This window comes from Mesobacillus jeotgali (assembly GCF_014856545.2).
In the GTDB taxonomy this organism is placed as follows: Bacteria; Bacillota; Bacilli; order Bacillales; family Cytobacillaceae; genus Mesobacillus.
This window is the reverse complement of sequence record NZ_CP109811.1, coordinates 2,533,016-2,558,552: the sequence shown is the minus strand read 5'-3', so window position 1 is coordinate 2,558,552 and position 25,537 is coordinate 2,533,016. Positions and strand designations below refer to the sequence as shown.

22 protein-coding genes and 1 pseudogene are annotated in these 25,537 nt (G+C 37.1%); 5 read left to right on the top strand and 18 right to left on the bottom strand.

The window, feature by feature from the left end:
- Positions 1–23: 23 nt before the first annotated feature.
- Positions 24–770, top strand: coding sequence for a hypothetical protein (locus FOF60_RS13040; protein WP_192472330.1), 747 nt, complete (start codon positions 24–26; stop codon positions 768–770).
- Positions 771–862: 92 nt separating this feature from the next.
- Positions 863–1,354: a staygreen family protein gene (locus FOF60_RS13035; RefSeq protein ID WP_192472329.1), complete on the top strand. Its 492-nt coding sequence runs from the start codon at positions 863–865 to the stop codon at positions 1,352–1,354.
- A 650-nt stretch (positions 1,355–2,004) separates the two neighbouring features.
- Here the strand turns inward: FOF60_RS13035 and xerS are convergent.
- The 7 genes from xerS to FOF60_RS13000 all read right to left on the bottom strand — a co-directional run bounded on the left by xerS (position 2,005) and on the right by FOF60_RS13000 (position 9,192).
- The gene (gene xerS, locus FOF60_RS13030; protein ID WP_192472328.1) at positions 2,005–3,087 is read right to left on the bottom strand and encodes a tyrosine recombinase XerS; all 1,083 of its coding nucleotides are present in this window, start codon (positions 3,085–3,087) and stop codon (positions 2,005–2,007) included.
- 511 nt (positions 3,088–3,598) lie between these two features.
- Positions 3,599–4,360 (bottom strand): hypothetical protein, encoded by a 762-nt coding sequence (locus FOF60_RS13025; protein WP_192472327.1) that lies wholly within the window; start codon positions 4,358–4,360, stop codon positions 3,599–3,601.
- On the bottom strand, positions 4,357–4,869 hold the full coding sequence (locus FOF60_RS13020; protein ID WP_192472326.1) for an AlbA family DNA-binding domain-containing protein: 513 nt from the start codon (positions 4,867–4,869) through the stop codon (positions 4,357–4,359). The genes FOF60_RS13025 and FOF60_RS13020 overlap by 4 nt, the downstream gene beginning before the upstream one ends.
- 206 nt (positions 4,870–5,075) lie before the next feature.
- Positions 5,076–5,528, bottom strand: coding sequence for a YdhK family protein (locus FOF60_RS13015; RefSeq protein WP_413632896.1), 453 nt, complete (start codon positions 5,526–5,528; stop codon positions 5,076–5,078).
- Positions 5,529–6,288: 760 nt separating this feature from the next.
- Positions 6,289–7,722, bottom strand: coding sequence for an MATE family efflux transporter (locus FOF60_RS13010; RefSeq protein ID WP_192472325.1), 1,434 nt, complete (start codon positions 7,720–7,722; stop codon positions 6,289–6,291).
- 72 nt (positions 7,723–7,794) lie between these two features.
- Positions 7,795–8,652, bottom strand: a complete 858-nt coding sequence (locus FOF60_RS13005) for a hypothetical protein (RefSeq protein WP_192472324.1) — start codon at positions 8,650–8,652, stop codon at positions 7,795–7,797.
- A 21-nt stretch (positions 8,653–8,673) separates the two neighbouring features.
- On the bottom strand, positions 8,674–9,192 hold the full coding sequence (locus FOF60_RS13000) for a hypothetical protein (protein ID WP_192472323.1): 519 nt from the start codon (positions 9,190–9,192) through the stop codon (positions 8,674–8,676).
- Between the two features lie 203 nt (positions 9,193–9,395).
- Here FOF60_RS13000 and FOF60_RS12995 point away from each other — a divergent pair, with 203 nt between their 5' ends.
- Complete coding sequence (locus FOF60_RS12995; protein WP_225650257.1) at positions 9,396–10,907, top strand: multicopper oxidase family protein; 1,512 nt, start codon at positions 9,396–9,398, stop codon at positions 10,905–10,907.
- 400 nt (positions 10,908–11,307) lie between these two features.
- Here the strand turns inward: FOF60_RS12995 and FOF60_RS12990 are convergent, their stop codons facing one another.
- From FOF60_RS12990 to FOF60_RS12975, 4 genes and pseudogenes are all read right to left on the bottom strand, one after another.
- Complete coding sequence (locus tag FOF60_RS12990) at positions 11,308–12,201, bottom strand: C39 family peptidase (protein ID WP_225650256.1); 894 nt, start codon at positions 12,199–12,201, stop codon at positions 11,308–11,310.
- A gap of 501 nt (positions 12,202–12,702) precedes the next feature.
- Positions 12,703–13,155: a hypothetical protein gene (locus tag FOF60_RS12985; protein WP_192472322.1), complete on the bottom strand. Its 453-nt coding sequence runs from the start codon at positions 13,153–13,155 to the stop codon at positions 12,703–12,705.
- A 466-nt stretch (positions 13,156–13,621) separates the two neighbouring features.
- The gene (locus tag FOF60_RS12980; RefSeq protein ID WP_192473839.1) at positions 13,622–14,917 is read right to left on the bottom strand and encodes an IS110 family RNA-guided transposase; all 1,296 of its coding nucleotides are present in this window, start codon (positions 14,915–14,917) and stop codon (positions 13,622–13,624) included.
- A 132-nt stretch (positions 14,918–15,049) separates the two neighbouring features.
- Positions 15,050–15,904, bottom strand: a pseudogene (locus tag FOF60_RS12975) (alpha/beta fold hydrolase).
- Between the two features lie 144 nt (positions 15,905–16,048).
- On the opposite strand from FOF60_RS12975, the gene FOF60_RS12970 reads away from it, so the two are divergent.
- Positions 16,049–16,888, top strand: a complete 840-nt coding sequence (locus tag FOF60_RS12970) for a tyrosine-type recombinase/integrase (protein WP_192473806.1) — start codon at positions 16,049–16,051, stop codon at positions 16,886–16,888.
- Between the two features lie 139 nt (positions 16,889–17,027).
- Positions 17,028–17,510, top strand: a complete 483-nt coding sequence (locus FOF60_RS12965; RefSeq protein WP_192473805.1) for a hypothetical protein — start codon at positions 17,028–17,030, stop codon at positions 17,508–17,510.
- A gap of 132 nt (positions 17,511–17,642) precedes the next feature.
- Here FOF60_RS12965 and FOF60_RS12960 read toward each other — a convergent pair whose 3' ends face one another.
- The 7 genes from FOF60_RS12960 to FOF60_RS12930 all read right to left on the bottom strand — a co-directional run bounded on the left by FOF60_RS12960 (position 17,643) and on the right by FOF60_RS12930 (position 25,250).
- The gene (locus tag FOF60_RS12960) at positions 17,643–17,987 is read right to left on the bottom strand and encodes a hypothetical protein (RefSeq protein ID WP_192473804.1); all 345 of its coding nucleotides are present in this window, start codon (positions 17,985–17,987) and stop codon (positions 17,643–17,645) included.
- 152 nt (positions 17,988–18,139) lie between these two features.
- Positions 18,140–19,468, bottom strand: a complete 1,329-nt coding sequence (gene ltrA / locus FOF60_RS12955; protein ID WP_192473803.1) for a group II intron reverse transcriptase/maturase — start codon at positions 19,466–19,468, stop codon at positions 18,140–18,142.
- Between the two features lie 681 nt (positions 19,469–20,149).
- Positions 20,150–20,596, bottom strand: a complete 447-nt coding sequence (locus tag FOF60_RS12950) for a hypothetical protein (protein ID WP_192473802.1) — start codon at positions 20,594–20,596, stop codon at positions 20,150–20,152.
- Positions 20,597–21,090: 494 nt separating this feature from the next.
- Positions 21,091–22,386, bottom strand: a complete 1,296-nt coding sequence (locus tag FOF60_RS12945; protein ID WP_192473839.1) for an IS110 family RNA-guided transposase — start codon at positions 22,384–22,386, stop codon at positions 21,091–21,093.
- Between the two features lie 201 nt (positions 22,387–22,587).
- Positions 22,588–22,950, bottom strand: a complete 363-nt coding sequence (locus FOF60_RS12940; RefSeq protein ID WP_192472132.1) for a hypothetical protein — start codon at positions 22,948–22,950, stop codon at positions 22,588–22,590.
- 490 nt (positions 22,951–23,440) lie between these two features.
- Entirely contained in the window at positions 23,441–24,352 is a 912-nt protein-coding gene (locus FOF60_RS12935; protein WP_192472131.1) for an ABC transporter permease subunit, read from the bottom strand.
- On the bottom strand, positions 24,345–25,250 hold the full coding sequence (locus FOF60_RS12930) for an ABC transporter permease subunit (protein WP_192472130.1): 906 nt from the start codon (positions 25,248–25,250) through the stop codon (positions 24,345–24,347). The genes FOF60_RS12935 and FOF60_RS12930 overlap by 8 nt, the downstream gene beginning before the upstream one ends.
- Positions 25,251–25,537: the final 287 nt, after the last annotated feature.

Here is a 25,537-nt window from a genome sequence, read left to right as displayed (position 1 = left end):
TAACTCTAACGGGGTGATTTAAAATGAAAAGGGAACTATTAATCACGTTCAGTGCATTCTTTTTTATGTCGTTTACTGCCTTCGCCGGCGTATATGCAGGGGAATCCAACGAGAAAACAGTGACGATTTCAGAAGACAAAGTGGATGTTACAGGCGACGGTAAGAAAGATTTAATTTATGTGAAAGGCGTGCCTTATGAAGAAGGTGCCCAGTTTCTCAAGAAAATTTTCCTGAAAATCAGAGCTTCCAATGGAGAAATCTATAAAATCGATCTTGAGGGTGGCTACGATCCCGCTACCATATATAAAGATTTGAATCACGATTCTGTGAAAGACATATTTATCAGTATTCCTACGGGAGGAAGCGGAGGTCTTTCGAATTATTTTTTATATAGTTTAAGGGATTTCCAAGTTACCAATCTCACTGTACCAGAACCTTTGGCAGTCAGCAGTCAATTTGAGGATGGATACAAGGCTTCCATTACGATCGAAGAAACAGGCCAGTCGTACAGCTTTGATTTAAGCGACAGGAAAGATGATTATGAAAGGCTCGGGCTATATCAGGATGGAAAATTAAATGAACCGACAGAACTTATGGTTCTTCCATTCGGATTATTGGAGCCAGTTAAGTTCAAAAATGGCCTTTACGGACTAAAAGGCATTCAGCGGATAAATGGAGCGTATAATGCGGATGGGATTGCCAATCTTGAATCGTCCTGGTTATATGAAAACAGAAAATGGAAATTATTGAGTGCGGAAGTCAACCCCTGAATTCTCAATGAAATAGGCGATTGTCACGTATTTCTCCCAGCTGGCATAAGCTATCGGAAAAGGATTCTTTTATCAGGAAGGAGCCTTCTGACGTGAGCAAATTCAAGCCAGAACAACTAAAAGTTACCTTTATTCCACCAGCAACGGCTTTTGTGCCTATAGACAGCAGGAAGTATACGTTAACTCATTCTGACCTTACTGGAGAATTATTTCTTGCCATCGGGAATGTCTATGACTACCAGGCCATCAATTATGAAATGCGCGATGAAGTACTGGCCGACTGGGTGACAATCAACGGTGAATACTTACTGTATGGAAAGGTTTATATTAGCAACGGCGAATACGATTTAAATATGTCCAGAATCCGATATATGATTTTCAAGAAAGAATTGGATTTAGCATTGACTGCGATGATTTATGGAGATAGAAGCTTCTTCACATATTATCCATGGCTGCTTGATGCGCCAATTTACGTGCAGTTTTCATCGATCTATCCAGAATTTAATCAAATAGGCTACTATGGTACGCCAAGAATGTATCTTAATAAATCAGCTAAAGAAAAAACTCCGGAAGCACAGGCTTGATGAATCCTGTGCTTTTTATATTTGCTTTCAAAGAGGAGTACATAACCTTATTATGTAAACTGATTGAATGCTAATAGGTGATATATAGAATCTGGGAGTATAAGTGGATCTTAAGAATGATGAACCTTAGGCCAAAATAATACGTTAAATAACTTAATGTAAGCAAATATAGCCAAGGATAAAATCGCTGGAAGCCATAATTGGAATGATGGTTTTCATAAAGATATATTTACATGGATTCTAAATGCAGTACACTTAAATGACTTAGTGAAAAAACTTAAATATATTTATTGATAAGTTTACGTAAATTTTTTAATTACGTCTCACTAGTTTAAGTATACTTAGTTATTGAGACGGTATTGAAATGATTTTATTCAACTTCCCAGAATTTATGTTATGTAAACTAGAAAATAAGTTTTTTATAAGGAGATATTCTTCACTCCTCTCCTGTCCGTTGAAGAGAATCTACCTACATAAATGAAGAGAATGTGCCTACATTCCTTCCTTTTCAGTGTTTTAGAGCATTAATCTTAGTTGCTGCCCTAAAACCACTGAAATTTTTTTGAAAAGACCTTGCCTACATTGTTAAAATTTGAAGAGAATCTACCTACATACATAATTTTTGAAGAGAATTTACCTACATTAGTTTTTTATTGTTCTTTAGGCATATTAAGTTTATTGATTGCATTCTTTAAATCCTCATTCTTCAGATGTGTATATATCATTGTAGTTTCAATTGAGGAATGGCCTAACTGTCTTCTTAACTTAGGTACATCATTTATTTCAGAATGGTACCTCGTTGCGAATGAATGTCTTAATTTGTGTACTGATAAGGAAGGTTTCCCGAACGCAATCGCGTATTTTTCAATTAATTTCTCGATAGCTCTTCCTGACAGCCTTCTGGTAGTTCCTTTAGGACCCATAGGAGCTGCAACAAACACAGCTTTATTTTCTCTCGGAATATTGTAATTATTACTCCTAATACTCAGATATGCTTTTAAATCTGTCATTGCTTGCTCACTAAAGTATACGTATTGTTCTTTGTTTCCTTTTCTTATTACTCTCACACAGTTTTTATTAAAATCTATATCCTCTATATTTAACCATACTAATTCAGATAACCTTAAACCTGATCCTAAGAATAATGATACAATTGCTGTATCACGTTCTTTATTCATTTTATAAAATGTAGTAATGCGTTTATTGGATTTATTTATTTCACCGTAATCCTTAGCAACAAATACTCTGAAGTCCTCATATTCATCTCCAATTAAAATTTTTCCTTCCATTCGGTTTGCAATTGTTTCAGGATCCTCGGACACATCATTAAATTCAATTTTCGCCATTACATTGCGGATTAAATATGGTTCTAACTTTTCGGTTTCAGCTATATTTTGCAGATAATTGAAGAGTGATTTTAAAGATGATAACTTTCTATTAATGGTAATTTCTCTGTTGTCTAACTGGAACTTTAAGAAGCTGAGAAAGTCTTCGATTTGTTGAGTAGTCAGCGTCTCAAACAATGACAGCGGAATTTCTTTTATTTCTCCATTATAAAAACCCTCAGACACCAACCAATTAAAAAAGATCTTAAAATCATGACAGTAATTAAGCAAAGTGCCTGGTGAGAGTTTTCTTTTTTTCTTATCAATATATTCTTCTACATACCATGGGAGTTCTTTAAGTATTAAATCAAGTTTTTTGTAATTTTGTGACTGCGAGCTGTTTTTCATCAAATTACTCCTAAGGAAAAAATTAGTCTTCGTTATAATATTACATCAAATTCATATTTTACGTAATAATATTTTTAAATCCTTGGGCTAACTGTGCAAAAAAATGTATCCCCCTATTCTTTGTTATGACTAAACCAGGCAACTATAAATATTTCGTATTTTCTTAAATTACTTTGTTCTTAGGAACCTCTCAAAACCTGATATTCTATTTAGCTAAATAACCAACTAATGATCTCCTCCGGTGCATCAATAGACACTTATCATTTATTTCTCTGCTTGGTTCTTAGCTACACAAGTTATATAGGTATATAATATTATTGTTCTATGAATAAATTTATGTAAATTATTGTTTAGTTTAGGAAAAGGGATTCCGACACTTTTTCGCTAATGATTTAAGGACCTCCATCGAAATACTTCCACCCTTATCTTTAACTATTGCCTGAATCTTATTACTTTAAAATAAGCCCTTTTCCTATGAAAAGAGCTATTCTGCTGGCCACCAAATCTGCAATTATAATAATCCTTTTAACAGTTTTTGTTGCTCTTCTATAAATACTCCTTTAATTGCATGAATGTCCCAATTAAACTTTTCAAATAAATTATTTAATACCTCAATTGCGATTGTACTACCATTAGATATTAATTCTTCAACCCCAATGTTTATTTCTAAGTGTGCTTCGTCCTCTATAGTTGAAATATAGTCACGGAAAAGCGGTCTTGTACCTTCATAAAAGAAAAGTTGTCGTCCTTTAATACCATTACACTCAATTCTTATTGTAATTTCATTTCCTACTATTTTCCCTTGTGCTAACCTTGTTGCAAATTCAAATATTTCTGTGAATAAATAGAGCGAACTAATAACCTCTAATCCCTTCCCATTCACTCTTTTTTGATACCTCTCATCCATATACTCTTCGTACATGGAATTATAATAAATGAATTGACCACTCTTATAAAATCTTAATAGCTCTTTGAATTGACCGAAGTTTTCTTTAGACTGGACATAATTGTTTCCATTCGCAAAACCGTTCAAGTGTGGGAAATCCCACCCTCTCAAACTCAACTTGTTGTCTTGTAATATCTTTCTACAATTTTCCAACGTTTCAATTCTATCTTCCTCATAATAAGTAGGTCTTATTGTAATTTTCCAATAGCCTTTTTTCTTAATCAGTTGGACTATTTCATCTTCTTCAATTTCAACTAACTCTTTCGCATAACTCTCTTGGGATGTATCGTCGTCAGCTAGGTGTAATCCAGAATCTCTTACCCTCATATAGAATTGTCTAATTCCCTTGTTATTGCAAGATCCATTAATTCTCTCATTTCCGATTGAGACCTAATAAGAGCAGATTCTGGCTTTGTTTTTGATCTTGAAAATACCGCTCCTTCTTTTAGTCCTTGTTCTCCACTCCTTTTACAAATAATAGGCAATTCATCAAACTCAGAGATTTTAATTAATATAAAGTACTTATTATCCTTTTCAATTGGATACATATGGAACGCTATAGGAGGATCTGCGAATTTATTAACCTCAACTACTATATGATCATAGTTTAATTTTAAGAAATGCTCCTGTTCCATACCTGTTAATTTCTCTAAGCCTTGTTTTTCATCATCAATGCCAAGGATAAGGTTCCCACCATCTTTAGTATTACTCATAGCTAAAATACATTTTACGATCTTTGCTTTATGTTGTGGATTACCCCAATTGTAAGTTTTCTTAAATTCGATATTCCTTGTTTCTCCACCAGCCTCTAATAATTCTAATATTTTTTCAAACATTAAATCAGCTCCTGAAAAATTTTATTATCACTAGTGATATTTTACTATTTATTGGATATAAATGACTATGAAATAAACCATTTTATAGAACCGGGGGACAAAATTCTAGGTAGTTTCATTAAGTATTTAAAAAAAACAAAGTATACAAGCACATTAGTACCTGTATACTTTGTTTTTTCGATGTTATACTTTATTATCTTGTTTTTTTACTCAATGGATTTTAATTCACTTTCAGTGATCCATTTATGATTCTCTACTTTTTCTCCATATGTTGTTGTAAAGTCAAGCATATAGACAGTGGTATCTACAGCTGATTCGATGATAGCCGTAGCACCATCCATGCCTTTCATGTGATCTGCGTTAAGGGTTACTTCTGTACCAGGTTCAAGAGGTTCTTCCCCCGGGTTTTCTAACTCTTCATGAATGACCCATTTATGATCTTTCACAGGCTCTCCGCCAGTTGTAGGGTAATACGTAACAGAGTATGCTGTGGTGTCATATGCTCCTTTTATGGTTGCTAGAGCACCTTTCATGCCTGGCATATGATCTGCTTCAATTATAGCCTGGCTTCCGATTTTGAACTTCGGATTCTCTGCTGTAGCAAGTCCTTCAGGAACTTCACCTGAACTGGACATTGTATCAGCCAGTTGAGATTCCATTGTTTCCTTGACCACAGAAATTTTAGAGCGAACCTCGTTTATCCATCCATAAATCTCTTCAGCAATTGGATCAGGATTACTTTGATTTTTAACCTTGGCATCTAACTGGTTTTCCGCAGCGTTTAAACGATTAAGTAAGGGATTTATATCCTCTAGGTACTTCTCATACATTTCTACCTCTGCAGCTGTTAGAGGTGCTTCCCCTAGTGAGGCTTCGATATCCTCGATTTTAGTTTTAACAGCAATCACTTTCTTTTCTACAATAGCTAGTTTTTTCTCATCATTCAATTCAACTTCAAGCTGATTATTGGGTTGGAATTTAGCTCCGGGATTATGGGCTTCTGCCGATACTCCTGCAGCTGAAAAAACGAGTCCTAAAGCCGCTAAACCTAATCCTGAACTTCTTAACAGTTTATTATTGGTCATTAATGTTCCTCCTTAAAATAGATTCTTATGTCCTATACCTCTTGGATGCTTGGTAAAACACCAAAAAACCAATAAGGGTGAATTTCATAATTTTAACAGAACTAGGGAGTTTGATTTGGTAGCTGGAAAGAAGGTTATTGCTATGACATCTCCAGTTACACGATTAATTCTGTACTTTTTGTTCTTTAATGTGTTTGATACAACTCGATCTAAGAACTTTTTATTTTTACTAAACACCTTTTTTAAGCAGGAACCCCTTACGATAAACTTAGATTCAATTCAATAATATTGTTACCTAAAAAAAGCATACAGATTGATAACTGTATGCTCCTTATTAATAGTTATTAGCGCAAGCTGACATGGTTTCTTTTGTCGTTTGCGGATGACAGTGCGACTCTGGGTCTGGTGCTTTTTCGAGCGCCATCCATTTTCCTCGTTTGAATTGGATTGCAAGGACAATTGCACGAAATGCGATATCGGCTCCGATTGCTATCCATACTCCCGCAAGTCCCCATCCTAACTTGATTCCGAGGAGGTAGACAAGTACGGTTCGTACAGCCCACATCCCGAAGCCGGTTAGGTACATTGGAAACTTCGTGTTATTTGCACCCTGGAATGCACCTGTAAGTACCATTAAAACAGCGAGAAACGGCTGGAAAACACCAGATATTTTTAATGCGGTTCCTATATTATCGATGACCTGCTGATCTTCGGTGAAAAAGCTGCCTGCCCAGTCACCGAGGATGAAGAGCAAGGCACCGAGCAGGGTCATCGCTCCTACTGTGAGATAGGTGGATAGTTTCGCATAATGCTTAGCCTCCTCAAGATTACCAGCACCGATTTGCTGGCCAACCAAAATGGTGGCGGCAGTAGCAAATCCATATCCAATCATATAGGAAAATACTTCGACATTGCCTGCAATCTGATGAGCGGCAAATGCATTGGTACCAAGGGCAACGACGAAACCAAAATAGACGATTTGACCGGCACGCATGACTAGTCTCTCGCCTGCAGCTGGGGCTCCAAGAGAAGTCAGTTCCATTAAATGTGTCCTGTCAATACTCCAGTAATCTCTTCTGAAGCTAAGGGTTTCTGTTTTATTGACATAGTAAAATAGCGCAATACTGCCAATCAATCGTGAAATTACGGTTGCAATCCCTGCTCCTACGATGCCCATTTCGGGGATGAACAAAAAACCGAAGATAAGGACATAATCCAAAACTGCATTGACAATATTGATGACAATACTTACCTTCATCGGCGATTTTGTATCGCCTGCTCCCCTCAGGATAGCGCTTAATACAAACATGAAGCTCATCACAATCGAAGGTATACCAACAATCCGGAAATACAGTGCACCGGCCTCGAGGACCTCTGCCTCGATACCCATTAGTTTCAGCAGCGGTTCAGCGAAAACCAAGGTAATGATCCCTGTTAAAATTCCAAATATGGCAGCAAGGACGATTGATTGCTGTGAAATATGCCTTGCTTTTTCCGGAAGGTTAGCACCAAGGAAGTTTGCTATCCTTACATTGGCTGCTACCCCAATTGCCATAAATAACGCAAAATATATCGCAAGGACTGCATTGGTGACCCCTACCGCCGAAACTTCTGCCAGACCGATTTTTGATACAAAGTATGTATCGACAAAGCCGAGAATCGTCTGGAAAAAATTTTCGATGACTGCCGGAATAGCCAGTACCGTAATAATTTTCAATCGTCCTTTGTTCGTTTGCGGCATGTCAATTTCCCCTTCAATCTCCTTCATGTTTCTACCTCCTTTACTAGAAAATTGAACAATAGCACACAATTCTGTGTGCCATTGCTGGACTGATGCCTATTACTTAACTTCAATCACAAAAGGCACCGTATAAAGTTTTTGTTTGTACTTGAACTGTCCCCAAATTTTATACAATCCACTTTGGGGAAAGCTGGTCATATACTCGACATCAGGCCCTTTTGCGTTCTCATCCACTGGGTGAACATGGAGAAATTCATTCATATCCTCACTGACAATCACCACATGTCCTGCAGAACCAAGATAGGGTTCAAGTTCAGTAATTGGGTTTCCTTCCTTATCATTTAGGGTGAAAATCAAACTTATATGCTCATCTACTTTGGCTTCTGGGAGAATCAGCTCGAATGTCAGGTCGTCTATCTCCTTTTTCAAAAGCTTATCGGGAACTACCTCTTCCATGGTTTCCGAACCTTTTACGACCAGCTCATGTGACGCAAGCTGCTGATTTGCCCCCTCCGGCAGGAAATCTGCATAAAATTTATATTCCCCGGCCTTTGGGAAGGTTGTCTTCACTTGAAATCTACCCTTTTCAATATATTGCGGGTGAAGATGTTGGAATACAGATAAATCCGTTTTAATTGCCAGTAGGTGCATTTCTTTTTCATGCACAGCTAAAAAAGTCTCGATAACCTTCCCGGAGAAATCTTTTATGTCGATAAAAATTTCTGTTTCTTGATCCACTTTGACCGTATGAGGGTTTGAGGTCCAATCAACCTGTACTTTTGGTATGTTCTCCTTATGGTCGGTATGTCCCTGATGGGAGTCCATCATGCTATGTCCTTGATGATGTTCATGACTGTCATGTGGTGTTCGACTGGACTGGCTACTATCTTTAGTCATTCTGCTGGCCTGACTGTGGTCATGATTGTTTACAGTACTATGTTCATTTTTAGGATTCATCTCTCGACCTCCAATCAAAATCTATTCTTCCATTATATGACTGAAATGATTCAAGACTTTCTTTTGCTCATCTGGCGTACCCATAGGTGTTACATCTGCTTCAATCTCCTTCAGGAATTCAGTAACCATATTAAGCAGCTGCACTTGCTGAAGTGCCATTTCAATATGTGTCTGTTTGACCTGTGGGTCCTTCATTTTAAGAGCTGAGACGAAGTTATCCTTCGCCATTGCCTCTGTTGAAGCCTTTATCTCCATTGCGATATGCTTGTCCATCAGCTGTGACCCTCTAGATGTAGTTTCGAGCTGCCCCTCCGGAAGCTCATTGAAATCCGGAATCTTCTCAAAATCACTTTTGTCAGGATCAAGCATATCCATCATGATACGCACATGGCTTCGTAAAATCCCTACCTTAGTATTTAGCAATTCAAGTAATTTTTCTTCTTTTACTTCTCTTGCCATAAGCTTTACTTTCATTATCATACCGTCATGGGCGGGTAGGTGAGTTGCAATTAACCCTAAGTCAGATGCAGGTAATAGCATATTTTTATTCCTCCTTAATTTTATTTACTTTATAGTTTCTACCACAGGTTTCTCGAATTAAACTCCATAGAAAATGCATATTTGACTACAGTTAGCATTATTGTTTGCAATTATAAACCGGCGCTTATAAAATACACAGCGAGGTATTGTGTATTCAAGAATAAATTCATGTAAAAGCTAGATAAGTACTAAAGGAGGTAAAAATGATGAAAAAAATAGTTATGGCCGCACTTATCTTATTGATTCTGCTCATTGTGGGCGGCTGGTTTTTTATGAGGGGTTTTGGCGGCATGAACGGTAACATGCCTGGACAAGGGGGAGGAATGATGGATGGTGGTATGATGGGTAACGATAACGGAGAGGTTGAAGATATGAAGAATGACTCACTCGCTGATGGAGGAACCTCTCTTCCCATTCCCCCCATCCTAAAAGACGAGAATCCAGACCCAGGAAAAGCAGAGTTCACTCTTGTTGCCCAAAAAGGATCCATGGAGTTTTTAGAAGGCAAACCAACAGATACGTTTGGATATAATGGCGATTACCTCGGACCCGTGATTCGTGTAAAAACTGGAGATGATGTTTCAATAAAAGTAAAAAATGAGATTGATGAAGCAACCACGGTCCATTGGCATGGACTAGAAGTTGACGGCGACCAGGATGGCGGCCCTCATTCCGGCATCCTGCCTGGAACGACGTGGAATCCGAAATTCAAAATTGAACAAAATGCTGCTACTTTATGGTATCATCCACATCTGCTCCATGAAACTGGCGAACACGTATATAAAGGACTTGCTGGTCTATTTATAATTGATGATGAAGATAGTGAGAACCTGGATCTGCCTAACGAATATGGGGTGAATGATATACCATTAATTGTCCAGGATAAACAGCTCGATGAAAACGGTCAGTTTACCTATGATTTGAGCATGCACGATGTCATGATGGGACTGCAGGGAGATACGATTATGGTGAATGGAGCCATTAATCCTTATGTTGAAGTTCCTAAAGGCAAGGTCCGTTTCCGGCTGCTGAATGGCTCTAATGCACGAATTTATCAATTCCAACTGAGCAACAAGCAGAAATTTTACCAGATTGGGACAGATGGTGGACTCCTGGAAAAACCCGTGGAAATGGACAAGCTTATTTTAAGTTCTGCAGAACGTGCTGAGTTGATTGTTGATTTTTCAGAATATAAAGAGGGAGAAACCGTGGAATTGACCGATAAGGGAACTTCATTTATGAAATTCATCGTCACGGGCGAGGAAAAAGGGCCGAATAAAGTTCCATCAAAATTGGTTGACATTCCAGATCCAGATGAAACCATGGCTGCACGGACTCGGAAATTCGTCATGTCAGGAATGGGCCGTAATGTCAGCATCAACGGCAAGCAGATGGACATGGATCGCATTGACGAGCAGCTTAAGCTTCATGATACCGAGATTTGGGAAATTTCGAATGAAGGAATGGGCATGATGGGTAATAATATGGGCATGGCTCATCCGTTCCACGGCCATGGAACCCAATTCCTGATCCTTGATCGTGATGGGAATCCCCCGCCGCCAAATGAACGCGGATGGAAGGATACTATTTTGGTTGCACCTGGTGAAAAAGTCCGAGCAATTGCCACATTTGATCATAAAGGGTTATTCATGTACCATTGCCATATTCTCGAGCATGAAGACGCAGGAATGATGGGGCAATTTAATGTAGAATAGGCTAAAGGCTCCGGTGATTTACCGGAGCCTTTTGGTGGACTTAACAGGGTTTATGCATCTCAGATTCACACATATGCAAATAACGTACCTATAGCAGAAAGGCTGTCGCATTTTAAACGACAGCCTTTCATGCATAGGAAGGAATCTATATTAAAAGGGGGGGTGTCCTAGCAATTAAATAATAACGAATCAACGTGCACATAGTGTGCAATTTATATTACACAATTATTACATTTCGTTAAGATTAACAGGTAGATTTTATCTGTAATAGATATTGTCGCTTTTTGTTTGTACCAATTGATTCAATCAAGAAAACCAGATACTGTTCTAATTTATGTATAACATATTTACAAAACAGCTTATTAAAGTTGTGTTAATCTTATTATCACTTATTCGGAAATCAGGGATCAGGAAAAATGACTATGGCCTGCTTGCCCATTTGCTCCCAGGCCTCCTCAAAACTGCTGTATGGTTCTTTCCTGTTTTTTATTCCCGTGATAGGATCGTTAAAATATATATATTTATCGTCGTAACCTGTAATCAGCACGGAATGTTCTTTGTAAGTGATTGATACAGGTCCTGATGGCGTTATCCATTCCTCAAAATAAGAGGCCGGCAGCTTCTTATAGGTTGTATTAATAATCACCCATATGGGAAGGTCCAAGGATAAATAGGTTTTAATTACGGAAAAGTCAGCCCCCGTTATATCCTTTACTTTACCAGGTAAGTATTCTTCTGCTAGCTCAGCTATTGGTCTATGGTAAACACCAAATCCGGGTTTCTCATAGGTATACATATCCCCAATATAGCCATCGTTTGGATGTCCCCAGTAAGTTACACCCTCTCTTTTTTCGAGCAACACTGGATTCTTCTTAATCCCTGAAGCTAATTCCATTTTATCCACATCAATATCATTGTACTGAAGCAACATTGCAAGACTAGTTACTTCACATCCTCGTGGAAGTTCCGGAAATTGTTTAACAACCGGTGCGTCAAGAAGCACTTTGTCCTTTATTCTTACAATTACCTTTTCTTTTATTGGTCCCTCGTTTTCAACCGAATCCTTTATTAAAGTTGCTTGGCCTTTAACATTCCCCCCCATTGCCAACACCTTATCAAGTGATTCACCTCTGTCATAAAAGATAAAAATCGCACCTATTAGGAAAGCAAATATGAGAGTTACCATAATGATTGCATGACTCAATATAACGGTCTTAATCTTAGTACTCCCCCTGCCTGTTAGTTTAGTAACCATGTTATCATTTAATTTAGGAGAATTTATGCAGGGTGTCATATACATTTATCCCCCTTTTTTGAGGTGTTAGTGTTATTATATTTATAGTTCTTAAGAATAACTAGCGGTATCGGATGGTAAGCAGTATCTATACCACTATATTTAAGTCAGAAAAATTTCCAATTAAAAAAGACCAACTATAAAGTTAGTGGTCATTAATATAATCTTCTCAAACTATGTTGTTTTCTCAGCCAAAAGAAAAAATCAGGTTTTTAATTTTTCATTACTGCTCACACATTTTAGAAAAAAAGTGACCTGATTATTTCATAATCTGGCATGGCATGTATGAAAAGTAACAATCAATGCAAAAACACACTAAATAAAAAAATAACGGGTTTACTTGTGAGGTGCAAAACGGTATTTCACAGACATAATCACATATTAATTCACGCCTATTTCACAACACTATTCACAATACTAAAAGGCTTAGAGGAATTTTCATCTCTAAGCCTTTTTTCATATTACCTTATTGTGCTAAAGCACCCGTTAGTTGAACAAGCACTATAAATAATCAATATTCAATAAGCGTTTATATCTTTCTTTTCTTTCTTTTTCTAGCTTTACTCGTTCTTGACTCATTGTTCTTTTGGTTCTCTCTTGAGATGATAAACCAGTCACCTCAAGTACATTTAATTCCACATTAAAAAGCCAATCATTTACTTTAATATTGTTAGGATAATCAATCTGACCTATATTCTCTTCTGCATCTACTTGAATGAATTTACCATCTTTTAAAAAGAATTTATAGCTTAAACCAATTGTCAGTACTCCTAACAGTTCTCCTAGTTCACGATGAGTTATCTTTATAATTTCCCCACGCACTTCTTTGTCTTCAGAGGAAGTAAAATCATTTGCAAATGTTTTTTCATCTTTATCGAGATAGAAGTAATCAATGTCACTTACAATTATAGTTTGGTCTAGTTCATACCAGTTTGGTTCCCAAGTCAAAATCATATTACTCCCCCTCAATATAATCATTATTTTCTTGTATAAGTAAACTCCCTCAATAAATGAAGCCAAAACGCCGATTTACTCATGTTTTCTTAGAATTTCATAGTCGTTTACCTTCCGGTAACTGGCTTTATAAATGGAGGATCTTCACTTGAAAGGATTTTTTTGGACAGAGTAAGAAAAAAGAGCTACAACCCACTAACCAGTTCCTTACAGAAAATGGTGGATGAGTAAAAATATAACCGCACTGGTGGATGTCCACATTTACTCATGGAGGTCAACCCTCCCATGCCTCACAGAGTCTTCGCTCTCAAATTCCTTCGTCCAACCTTTCCATGAGGTGGATGTCAGCCATGCTGCCCCACAGGGTCTTAGCCCGTAATTTAGTTGCTTTGCCGACTAATCCGTGCTTCAAATGTCTCCAAAATCTATAAAACCAGAACTACTATTCATCTAAACTAAAACAGAGTTACGCTGCCATTTCCGTCTTCTGGGCTAGTGCCAAATGAGGGATGTCCTTTAACATCTTTTCTTCATTAAACTCAAATTGCTTTTTACCAATACTAAAGAGGATCCGGATTAGTTTATTACACAAAGCGATCAGGGACTGCATCTTCTTTAATGGATTATCCGGACGTTGAGTATAGTACGCATGTAACGCCTTAAATGCCGTATTTTTGGCGACAAGAATCATACAAACCCTGAATAACAGGGCCCTTAGCTTCTTACGGCCCCTTTTTGTAATGGTCGTTTTTCCTTTGTGCTTACCCGATGTATTTTCTTTCAAGCTTAAACCGGCCAGCTTGATAATTTGCCTGGGATGATTATATTCGCCTAAATCTCCTACTTCAGCGAAGAAGCCGGCAATTGTATCCCTGCCCACACCTTTTATCGCTAACATTTGTTGTACACCTGGAATATCATTAAGCAGACCGTCAAGTCTTGCATCCAATTCTCCGAATTGTAACTGGATTAATTCATACTTAGCCAGAATGGTTTTTAGCTCAAGCCTGGCCATTTCAGCACCTTGTCGAAGTCCGATGGACTTACTGGCTGCCTGTTTTAACTCGCGAATCTTGTTTAATCCAACACTCCGTGATACGGATTTTCTCAAATGAACGAGTAGTTCTTCTTCGGTGAATACAGCTATTTCATGTGGCAAGGCATAGAGCTTTAAGAATTGTAAAGCAGCCTTACCTTCCCATTTCTTAAATACCTTGAGGAATTCCGGAAAATACCGGTCAATCCAGTTGTGTACCTGTCCTTGGACCGTTTGTAGGTCTTCAGTTAAAAGATCGCGAATTTTCTTTGCCACCCGGAGTTCTGCATAAACACCTTGCGGTATCGTAGGTTCTGCGTATCTTCCGTCCTTGACCAGCTGAGCTATGACCTTGGCATCTTTCACATCATTCTTCGTAGGTGAGTTATCATCCAACTCCTTGCTTTTCTTGACGTGCAAGGGGTTTACAGCGACAAATTTAATCCCGTTATCTTTTAAAATATGGGCCAAGTTAAACCAATAATGGCCTGTCGGCTCCATGCCAACCATCACTTTTTCCATACGCTGTTCTTTTTTAATTTCCGAAATCCATTTAAGAAAATGCTCAATTCCTTCTTTAGTATTTTCAAATTGACATGGAGATCCAAACTCTATTCCCCTAAAATCTTGAGCCCGTGCCACATGCTTGAATTTGGCAATATCGACTCCTATAATAAGAGTCTGAGAAGTTATTTGAGCAATCTTCTTATTCTGGTTATAATTCATTTTAAAGCCTCCTGGTATTTGAGATATCTGTCCTTTTTGCTGGCCAGCGTCAGGACTCTCTCATTCTACCAAGAGGTTATTTTTTTGTTCAAACACCATTTTCCTTCATTACAGGAATGCTGCCCCTATAGTTCAATAAGACACCTTTTCTTTTAAGTAAGTTAAGATGACTTGTCTAAACAACGACTTTTCTTCAAGGAAGGGGTAATGGTTGCTTTCGTTAAAAACAAATAGTTGTGAATTTGGTATTAACTCATTTATTTCTACGGAGAAAGAAAGCGGGCATTGTACATCGTATCGGCCACTCAGTATTAAAGTATTTGTTGAGATTTTTTCTAACTCACGGGTTACATCAAAGATCATTTCTTCCCTAATAAAAAAGTTCATTCTTGCAGCAGACATCTTTTTATGTATGCCTAAAGAAAAGTATTCATCATACTTATCCGGGTGAAATAGAGACAGTTTCGTTCTCTCTTTTGAGAAAATCTCCCTTTCACTATGTGATAAATTGGAGCGTTTTAAAGTCTCAATAAGTTGCTGCATTCGGTCAAAGTTTGGATGGTCTGGATGATAGATACATTCAGAGGATGAATTCGCATATTTCCTGGCAGCAGCCCCCACAATTATTAGTGAAGTTAGAGACGTAGAAAAATGAATACCGTAGATGATTCCTATCATACCTCCTGTCGAGTGCCCGGCAAAGGTCCATTTGGCATACCCCAACGCGTCTCGGATTGCTTCAAGGTCTTATACAGCATCAAACATGCTCAACTCATGAGCCTCATTAGCCTTACTTGAATTACCGGCTTGTTTTAAATTCACAAGGTAGACCGTATTATTCTCTGTCAAAGAGTCTGCAAAGTAATCACCAGTATTATTAAACTCTGAATAATGATGAGTGACGCAAATTGGATTGCCCTCACCTTTTACAAAGACCTCAAAGTTTCCGCGTACGGTATTAATTGTTTTCGTTTCCCAGTAGGTCATTTCTAAATCTCCTTACCTAGCTAGATATCTTTACATTAATAGTTTTGGAATAAATCTTTCATTACTATTGAATACCTTGAGTCTTAATTTCTATAAAACAGGCAATAATTCCTCTTAGTATCCAATTAAATGGGAGGGATTTGTTTGTTATTATCAACTGCGTGGAAATCCTATGAAGCTGATAAACGTATAGAAGGCTTTTCACCTTATACTTTAAAAGCATATGGAATCCAAGCAAAGCTACTCATTGGTTATTTTAATGATCAGAATATCGATAGTTTCGACACAGAAGGATTAAAGAAATATCTTGTTACTCAAGGTAAGGACTTAAAACCCTCTAGTATGGCTCACAGGATTCGATTCATGAAGTCATTGTTTCGCTGGTGTCACGAGGAAGGGCATATTCCCCTTAATCCAGCAGCAAAGATCAAAGAACCGAAAGCCGGCAAGAGAATCCCAAAATTTTTATCAGAAAGGGAAATTGAACTTTTGCGTGAAGCCTGTATCAGTCCAATGGAGAAGGCATTATTTGAAATAATGTTCTCGACTGGCTGCAGGATTGGAGAAATCGCGGCACTTGATCGCAACTGCATTAATTGGTCTAACCGCTCTGCCATTGTCAGAGGAAAGGGTGATAAAGAACGCGAGGTCTATTTTAATATCCGAACCGAACTCTGGCTGAAGCGATATTTAGATAATCGCCACGATAAGGATCCAGCCATTTTTGTAACGGAGAGAAAGCCCCACAGAATGAGTATTGCACAGATGAGGTATTACATAAAGAAAATCTCAGCTCGTGCAGGCATCAATAAAGAAATCCATCCTCACCAACTAAGACACAGCTATGCCACCCACTTATTAAACAATGGAGCACCAGTAGAAGTCATTCAAAGCCTTTTGGGTCACGAGAAAAGCGAAACCACTCGAATATATGCCCAATTAAGCGGAAGGCTGAGACAGGAGTTTTATCAGAAATATTTCTAACAAAGTGAAGAAGCAACGCAAATTATGCGTTGCTTCTGTACTCTTGCACCCGTTAGTTTAAGTGCATTGATTCACTTAATAACATTTGTATAACTAAGACAGTATCTCCACACATTATATATAGAATGGAGGAGAAATAGTGAAAAAGATTATAATGATAATTTCTGCACTTTGTATAGTAAGTTTCTTCCCTGAATCATTGATTACAACAGAGGCATCAGATAAAGCCTTACAAGAATTACCTGAATTTACGACTTCAAGTAAAGAAAAAAACCATCTGTATGGTTCTTTTATTCTTGAGCTGTACCATAATGAAATAATGAAAGCTATGGAGGATTATTACAACGATAACAATATTAACGGCTATGCACCACATTCACAAATTGATACGGTATCAATTTCATTTAAAGGAAATAAAGAATATAAAGGTATGGAAAAATACTCATATATCTTGAAAATCAGTTTAATTCCTTCATCCAGTAATGGAAAAACTTTCGGGACTGATACTTTATACTTTGCGGTCGAGCCATCTCGTCAAACAACGAAGAACTTTCCTGAAAAATATCCAGCAGTTGAATTGATAAAGTACGAACACAGTAAGCCTCCGCAAGATACAAAATGATTATCAAGAACACATAATGTGTTCTTTTTTATTTTTATTGAGTTAACCTGCTCCGTTTGTTCAATAAGTAATTCAAAAAAGGTGGTAAACCACCTAGTTTACCACTCCTTTGTTTAACATTTCTTTTTTTGATTATTGACTCTCTTTCTTAGTCTCAAGAAAACGAAGGGCTTCCTCAATATCATAAGTTTTTAATTTTAATTTTTTCATTTCTCCTGCGGTTTCAAATATAAATACTGCTGGGGCTTTTTCTATTTCGTATTTAGGATATTTTTCTTTTGCTGTTTTTAAACTTGTTAGGTATTGCATTTCAACCACGGAATATTCGTTATTAGTGAATTTACTAAATTTCTCACTAATGTTTTCTTCACCCTGAACAATTAGGACAAAATACTTTTCATCAGATTTTTCACTTGAAGAGCAGCCTACAATTAAGGCTAATAAAAAGAATGAGCAAACAATTAACAATCGCTTCATATTATCCCCCCTAGAACATACAAATTTTCTGTCTCCTTTTCTTGAGCTAGTCGAGTAGAAGGGAGCCTTTCTACCTTGCGGTAAATTGTACTCCTCCCCCCTCACAGAACCGTGCTTGCGCTATTAACGCACACGGCTCCTCCAATTATCATTTACAAAATGTAGCTAATCTCTTTTCTTAAATCGTAAATATTCACTTTGATTCTTGGTGAAGGTAGTGGATATTTATTAAGAAAGAGTCTGAATTTATCCCAGGTAAAGGATTTCCTTTGGCTTCTTCTGTTTAGCCATTTAAACAGTAAGTACTCAATTTTCGCTTTAAAGTTGTTAACAGTTTGGGTATTATCTGTGATGCAATAATAGTTGTAATAACCTGTTAGTGAGCGTTTAAATCTATCCATAATCATATGGATATCTTTATTCCTATTATTCTTCAGCCATTCTTTGGTATCTTTTAGTTTACCTTGGACTTTCCTCCTGCTGGTTTTCCGCTTTACTCGGAACTTTCCGTGTTTACTTATCCCACAATAGTGTGTGAATCCGAGGAAATCAAAGGTATCTGGTTTGCCAGTCTCGTCACGTTTTGCATTCTTTTCCGCAAACCGTCCGAAGGGAATTATTTTAGTTTTATCCTCGGCTATTTCCAGGTTAAATTTCTTTAACCTCGCTTTTAAAGAATGGAAGAATTGCTGGGCTTCACTTTTATTCTGAAAACAACAAACAAAATCATCTGCGTATCTTACTATATATGCCTGGCCTTTACATTGTTTCCTAACCACTTTTTCAAACCATAGATCAAGAACGTAATGGAGATAGACATTGGCTAATATCGGAGATATCACTCCACCTTGCGGTGTACCATTATCTGTCTTGTATTTCTTACCTTCCTCCATGTATCCACCTTTAAGAAACCTGCTGATTATTCTCAGTAGGTTAGGGTCTGTGATTCGGAGTTTCAAGAATTCCATCATCCATTTGTGGTCAACGTTATCAAAGAACCCTTTAATATCTACATCGACTACATAACTTACTGCTCTCTTCTCAATATATTGATTCAGTATTTTCAGCGCATCGTGGCAGTTTCTATTTGGACGGAATCCAAATGAGCAGTCTAGAAAGTCATTTTCATAGATGGCATTTAGTATTTTCGTAATGCCCTTTTGAACAATTTTATCTTCATGTTCCGGTATTCCCAAAGGTCTCATCTTGTTTGAGTTGAGCTTTGGGATATACATCCGTCTTACTGGAACAGGACGGTAACTTTTGCTTTTAAGCCTACTAACTAAATCCTCTATGTTTTCTTCCAAGCTGTCACTGTATTGTTCTTTTGTCGTACCGTTGATACCAGTTGCCTTTTTATTAGGCAATTCATGATGACACTGAGTTAAAGATTGCTCATTCAATAAATGTGCAAGAGAGGTAAACTTCATTTTAGGTTCAGATTTTGCTAATTCTGCTATCCTTAGTAGTTTTGTTTCCATTTATTATTCCTACCTCTGTGTGTAGTAAATGTGTCCCTAGTAAGAGTGATAACTGGTAGCTAGCCTTCCCTCCATCGGCATTACCCAACATCATTGGTACTACGCTGCTATCCGACTCCCTACCATCGGCATTTGGTTTCCTTGCTTGTTATCGCTTGTAGACCATACTCTTCACAAGAAAAGACCGGTAGGGTCTCCCGAGTTGCCGTATCATATCAATGTGTAACGTGCCAAGGTCTCTGACTCCAGGGAGGCTTTACCCTTCTTGCCTTTAGTGAAGGATAAAATATTGCTTTCTGCACGCAGGTAAGGCATCAGCCCTCCCGATTTACTAACGATTATGGAGCTCAATCCCTTCAACCATTTGGCTTTCGGCCCGTCACCTAACTGTCTACGCTTAAAGGCTAAAGTTACCATTAGCCCTCCAAGACTCGCTACGAGCGAATGGCTAGTTCTTACTCGGCGGGAATCCCACCCGCTATATGATACGACCTGGGCTCGGCCGCACACCTGCTCCGTTAGCTCAATAAGGAATTCAACAAAAAGGTGCCTTAATCCTTCTTGGATCAAAGCACCCTATAGTTTAAGTGTAAAGTTTCACATTTTTACTATCTATCTTACCCAAATAAAAAAAGGACATTGTTTACACAACGCCCAATTAGATTTTTAAATACCCCTTGGTTAACTAACTGTATTAACACGTTCATTCTTATACCTAGACGGATTTATTTTTATTAAGGAAATGACCCCTGAAAGTAAATAACAAACCCAAACAATTTGAATAGTAGTAAAAGAAGAAAATCCTGTTGAACCACTGATAAAATCACCAATTGGTAAGTGTAAGAAAACTGCTAAGAACATCAGGTATTTTTTATTAAATAATACAGAAGTAAAAGCTAAACAAGCAGGAATAAACAATAATATGTAATACATCATTCTCTCTGATTGCATTTCACTTATACTCGCTTCTGAACCACTAGTTGATATGTATGAGGTATTAAAATCAATTAACCCCCATAATAAACTTCCATCCCAATGGTATAGCCCCCAAACTGCAACTCCAAGGATTGCTCCAACTAAACCAATTATAAAAGCAATTTTTTCATTTAACGTACGAGATGAAAGCAATGGAAAACACTCCCTTTTATTTTTTATATAATAAATTCTATTCTAACTATGTTTTTTCCTTCTTAAACATAACTCCCTCAATAAATGAAGCCAAAACGCCGATTTACTCATGTTTTCTTAGAATTTCATAGTCGTTTACCTTCCGGTAACTGGCTTTATAAATGGAGGATCTTCACTTGAAAGGATTTTTTTGGACAGAGTAAGAAAAAAGAGCTACAACCCACTAACCAGTTCCTTACAGAAAATGGTGGATGAGTAAAAATATAACCGCACTGGTGGATGTCCACATTTACTCATGGAGGTCAACCCTCCCATGCCTCACAGAGTCTTCGCTCTCAAATTCCTTCGTCCAACCTTTCCATGAGGTGGATGTCAGCCATGCTGCCCCACAGGGTCTTAGCCCGTAATTTAGTTGCTTTGCCGACTAATCCGTGCTTCAAATGTCTCCAAAATCTATAAAACCAGAACTACTATTCATCTAAACTAAAACAGAGTTACGCTGCCATTTCCGTCTTCTGGGCTAGTGCCAAATGAGGGATGTCCTTTAACATCTTTTCTTCATTAAACTCAAATTGCTTTTTACCAATACTAAAGAGGATCCGGATTAGTTTATTACACAAAGCGATCAGGGACTGCATCTTCTTTAATGGATTATCCGGACGTTGAGTATAGTACGCATGTAACGCCTTAAATGCCGTATTTTTGGCGACAAGAATCATACAAACCCTGAATAACAGGGCCCTTAGCTTCTTACGGCCCCTTTTTGTAATGGTCGTTTTTCCTTTGTGCTTACCCGATGTATTTTCTTTCAAGCTTAAACCGGCCAGCTTGATAATTTGCCTGGGATGATTATATTCGCCTAAATCTCCTACTTCAGCGAAGAAGCCGGCAATTGTATCCCTGCCCACACCTTTTATCGCTAACATTTGTTGTACACCTGGAATATCATTAAGCAGACCGTCAAGTCTTGCATCCAATTCTCCGAATTGTAACTGGATTAATTCATACTTAGCCAGAATGGTTTTTAGCTCAAGCCTGGCCATTTCAGCACCTTGTCGAAGTCCGATGGACTTACTGGCTGCCTGTTTTAACTCGCGAATCTTGTTTAATCCAACACTCCGTGATACGGATTTTCTCAAATGAACGAGTAGTTCTTCTTCGGTGAATACAGCTATTTCATGTGGCAAGGCATAGAGCTTTAAGAATTGTAAAGCAGCCTTACCTTCCCATTTCTTAAATACCTTGAGGAATTCCGGAAAATACCGGTCAATCCAGTTGTGTACCTGTCCTTGGACCGTTTGTAGGTCTTCAGTTAAAAGATCGCGAATTTTCTTTGCCACCCGGAGTTCTGCATAAACACCTTGCGGTATCGTAGGTTCTGCGTATCTTCCGTCCTTGACCAGCTGAGCTATGACCTTGGCATCTTTCACATCATTCTTCGTAGGTGAGTTATCATCCAACTCCTTGCTTTTCTTGACGTGCAAGGGGTTTACAGCGACAAATTTAATCCCGTTATCTTTTAAAATATGGGCCAAGTTAAACCAATAATGGCCTGTCGGCTCCATGCCAACCATCACTTTTTCCATACGCTGTTCTTTTTTAATTTCCGAAATCCATTTAAGAAAATGCTCAATTCCTTCTTTAGTATTTTCAAATTGACATGGAGATCCAAACTCTATTCCCCTAAAATCTTGAGCCCGTGCCACATGCTTGAATTTGGCAATATCGACTCCTATAATAAGAGTCTGAGAAGTTATTTGAGCAATCTTCTTATTCTGGTTATAATTCATTTTAAAGCCTCCTGGTATTTGAGATATCTGTCCTTTTTGCTGGCCAGCGTCAGGACTCTCTCATTCTACCAAGAGGTTATTTTTTTGTTCAAACACCATTTTCCTTCATTACAGGAATGCTGCTCCGTTTGTTCAAGAAGGAATTCAACAAAAAGGGCGTTAATCCTTTCTGGATAACACCCCATTAATAGAAAAAGCTATTTAATCAATGGTTAATCGTTTAGTTTCATTTACCAATGAAATTTTGCCCAAAATACCTATAACATCTATATCTAGTACGTATGACGAATTTTCATAGTTACGATATTTCAGTTCTCTGTTCATTAGAAATGTGCCTGGTGAATATCCTCCGCTCACAACTTGCATTGTAATTACCTTATTTTCCCCATGTTCAATAACTTTTAACTTAAATGCATCACAATTATAATCTAAACAATTAACATCATAAGTTTGTTCCATCCACATTACAAAATCTGATTCATTTGGTTTTGTTAAAAAGAATGTTGTGCCAATAATCGCAATTACTCCAATTAAAGACAAGGTAATCAATTTTCTCTTTTTCATTAAACACTCTCCCTAAAAGCAGATATCAATATATTTTTAATTTTTCACACCTTTTTAAACAATCCGGCTTCGTTTATTTAATAACGAAAAATAATTTTATTAATATCTTATAATCTTCTGAACCCTCGGTTGGATGGTTGATTTTTAATTTTGTATTTATAACCAATCAATATAGAGATGTAAAATAAAGCTAACAATCACAATAATTGATACAACATTTACCCAAATAGGCTCTTTTTTTTCGTCCATTTTTTTGTCTGACTTTTCCTATGGTAATCCTTTTGGATTTTTTTCTTTTTGTAATCTGAATTCAAAAAGGATCGACCCCTTTCTTACTCAAATGAGTCCTAAAAAGTTTGTTAATAACAGATTCTTTACAAACAATGTAAAGTCGTTGTTAATTGACTTGTTGTTTTAAACTAAACCGTTCATTCAATAAGAAATGATGATAATGTAACGTCTATTACTTAGCACTTCAACCCTTCTTTAATTATATTTTTCGGTTAGTATCTTCAAACTTGTTCACAAGTGATTTGATCAAAATCAAGAAAACTACTGATATTAACAGCGGACCAAAAAAGGTCCAAGGTGCAGTCAAGAATTCATCCTTTCCTTGACCTATCATGCCTGCCCATTCACCTGATTCAGACAAATACTTTGGAACTACTTCTTCTGCTGCTGCAATGTTTCCTGGCTTGGATCCACCGATAAAGTATTGAAAAACCCCTAATTGAATAAGCAACAACAAGTTGATAGATAATTGCTGAAGAAATGTAACGATAAGCCTGTCTTTTAAAACCGGGATAATGTGCTTAGTATAAATACGCCAACTACTTGCCCCTAATTGATTGGAAGCTTCAATGTATTCATTTTTCAATACATTTCGAGATTCTTTTGTCAGTACAGCAGAGAGTATTGGGATCCCAATGAAAACAAACAGGAAAAACTGATATAGGATGATTTTCAAGAAACCCATTTGAACAATTGCTTCTTTTAAATCAGGAGATAAGAGCAGCACTAAGATAAGGCCAGGTATATATTTAAAAGGAATGAAGACCGTTTCAACCCATTCACTTATTCTTTTAAATGGAAAAACGAGAAAATAAGCTATTATCAAGCTGACTAAAATTCTTAAGAATGAAACTCCGGTAATAAAAAGGATTGTATATTTGGCACCTTCTATCATTCTAACAGCAAGGTCGTTTCCAACTTTATCAGTTCCTAATGGATGAGTTAAAGAAGGTGGGAATGGAGCCTTCCCAATAACCTCGCCGCTTTCGTTATAACGGATACGTTCGGGTTCGGCATCTGTTTTAAAAATAGATGAATATACAACGCTAACAAACAACACCAATAGCAATAGTCCTATGATTAACAACAATGGTTTTTTAAAATTATTCATGCTGTGGTACCCCGATTTTTCTTCCTATGATTTTAATTAACAGCATTATTAAACTATAAGGAAGTAGAATCAAACCGACGGCAAGGATAAAGATTTCAGGCGAAACAAACCTATAAAGCAATAATGTGAAGCCATCAATCAAAAATAGGTATTCTACTAAAATAAAGCTCGTAATCATCATCCAGTATATGAGCGATAAATATTGAGAAAAAGAATATATGATATTTCTAATTACATGTTTTGTGAATACCTCCAGCTGACTAAGCCCCTTAGCCCTTGCAAAGTCTACATACAGTTTTTCGTATTCTTCTTCGAACAAAGTAATCATGATTCTGATCAGCATAAAAAGAGGTACCAGCATGAGACAAATAATGGGCATGATGTACACTTCTGTGTTCAAACTATATATTTGTAAAAATTTAAGCCCCGTCTTTTTATACAAATAAATTACTCCAAACTGAAAGCTCATGATAATAAATACATCCGGCAAAGTTTCGAGGATAGAAATAATCTTTCTAACTAACCTTTTAGCTTTCAAAGGGAGCCAAAGGTACATATAAACAAAAGCAAATGCAAAAATAACACCAAGTAATAATGCGCTAAACAACACTGTCATGGAGTAGCTATACGCCTTTGGCAGATATTCAAATACGGAAATAGTTTTGACCATGTGAGGGATTAGTATCAACCCATCTTTTAATGAGAGTAAATTGCCGAAGGTAGTTTTAACTGTATTCAAAAATTCGAGTGGATAAAACCCCAAAATGTTTTGGTTGTAAATTAGTGAATTCATAGAAGCTAACATAAGTACGGTAAGAAAAAGTAATACCACTTTCAAGAAGAGTTTTATTCCTTTTAACAATATGTACACGTTAAGAAACTGTAAGTAATTCTTCATTTAGTCTCCTTTCTCATAAAATTCCGCTAATATTTAATACGAATAACATGTTAAAAAGTTCCATAATTAGTAAATGTATGCACGGCGACCTTTAATTAATCTTAATAATATTAAAGAATCATTGTGCAACTAAACTGCATCTATAGCTCAATAAGAAATTCAACAAAAAGGTGCCTTAATCCTTCTTGGATCAAAGCACCCTTACCTTAAATTATAATGGTTCACAAACTTTTATAGTCCTGTTAACTCACAGAATTAATTTATACTCCAATGCATCGGCAATTATT

Bases quoted from the DNA above. Each gene is read 5' to 3' on its own strand.
- FOF60_RS13040 (WP_192472330.1), top strand. From the start codon at position 24: ATGAAAAGGGAACTATTAATCACGTTCAGTGCATTCTTTTTTATGTCG.
- xerS (WP_192472328.1), bottom strand. From the start codon at position 3,087: ATGAAAAACAGCTCGCAGTCACAAAATTACAAAAAACTTGATTTAATA.
- FOF60_RS13025 (WP_192472327.1), bottom strand. From the start codon at position 4,360: ATGAGGGTAAGAGATTCTGGATTACACCTAGCTGACGACGATACATCC.
- FOF60_RS13020 (WP_192472326.1), bottom strand. From the start codon at position 4,869: ATGTTTGAAAAAATATTAGAATTATTAGAGGCTGGTGGAGAAACAAGG.
- FOF60_RS13015 (WP_413632896.1), bottom strand. From the start codon at position 5,528: ATGGAATCTCAACTGGCTGATACAATGTCCAGTTCAGGTGAAGTTCCT.
- FOF60_RS13010 (WP_192472325.1), bottom strand. From the start codon at position 7,722: ATGAAGGAGATTGAAGGGGAAATTGACATGCCGCAAACGAACAAAGGA.
- FOF60_RS13005 (WP_192472324.1), bottom strand. From the start codon at position 8,652: ATGAATCCTAAAAATGAACATAGTACTGTAAACAATCATGACCACAGT.
- FOF60_RS13000 (WP_192472323.1), bottom strand. From the start codon at position 9,192: ATGCTATTACCTGCATCTGACTTAGGGTTAATTGCAACTCACCTACCC.
- FOF60_RS12995 (WP_225650257.1), top strand. From the start codon at position 9,396: ATGATGAAAAAAATAGTTATGGCCGCACTTATCTTATTGATTCTGCTC.
- FOF60_RS12990 (WP_225650256.1), bottom strand. From the start codon at position 12,201: ATGACACCCTGCATAAATTCTCCTAAATTAAATGATAACATGGTTACT.
- FOF60_RS12985 (WP_192472322.1), bottom strand. From the start codon at position 13,155: ATGATTTTGACTTGGGAACCAAACTGGTATGAACTAGACCAAACTATA.
- FOF60_RS12980 (WP_192473839.1), bottom strand. From the start codon at position 14,917: ATGAATTATAACCAGAATAAGAAGATTGCTCAAATAACTTCTCAGACT.
- FOF60_RS12960 (WP_192473804.1), bottom strand. From the start codon at position 17,987: ATGAAGCGATTGTTAATTGTTTGCTCATTCTTTTTATTAGCCTTAATT.
- ltrA (WP_192473803.1), bottom strand. From the start codon at position 19,468: ATGGAAACAAAACTACTAAGGATAGCAGAATTAGCAAAATCTGAACCT.
- FOF60_RS12945 (WP_192473839.1), bottom strand. From the start codon at position 22,386: ATGAATTATAACCAGAATAAGAAGATTGCTCAAATAACTTCTCAGACT.
- FOF60_RS12940 (WP_192472132.1), bottom strand. From the start codon at position 22,950: ATGAAAAAGAGAAAATTGATTACCTTGTCTTTAATTGGAGTAATTGCG.
- FOF60_RS12935 (WP_192472131.1), bottom strand. From the start codon at position 24,352: ATGAATAATTTTAAAAAACCATTGTTGTTAATCATAGGACTATTGCTA.
- FOF60_RS12930 (WP_192472130.1), bottom strand. From the start codon at position 25,250: ATGAAGAATTACTTACAGTTTCTTAACGTGTACATATTGTTAAAAGGA.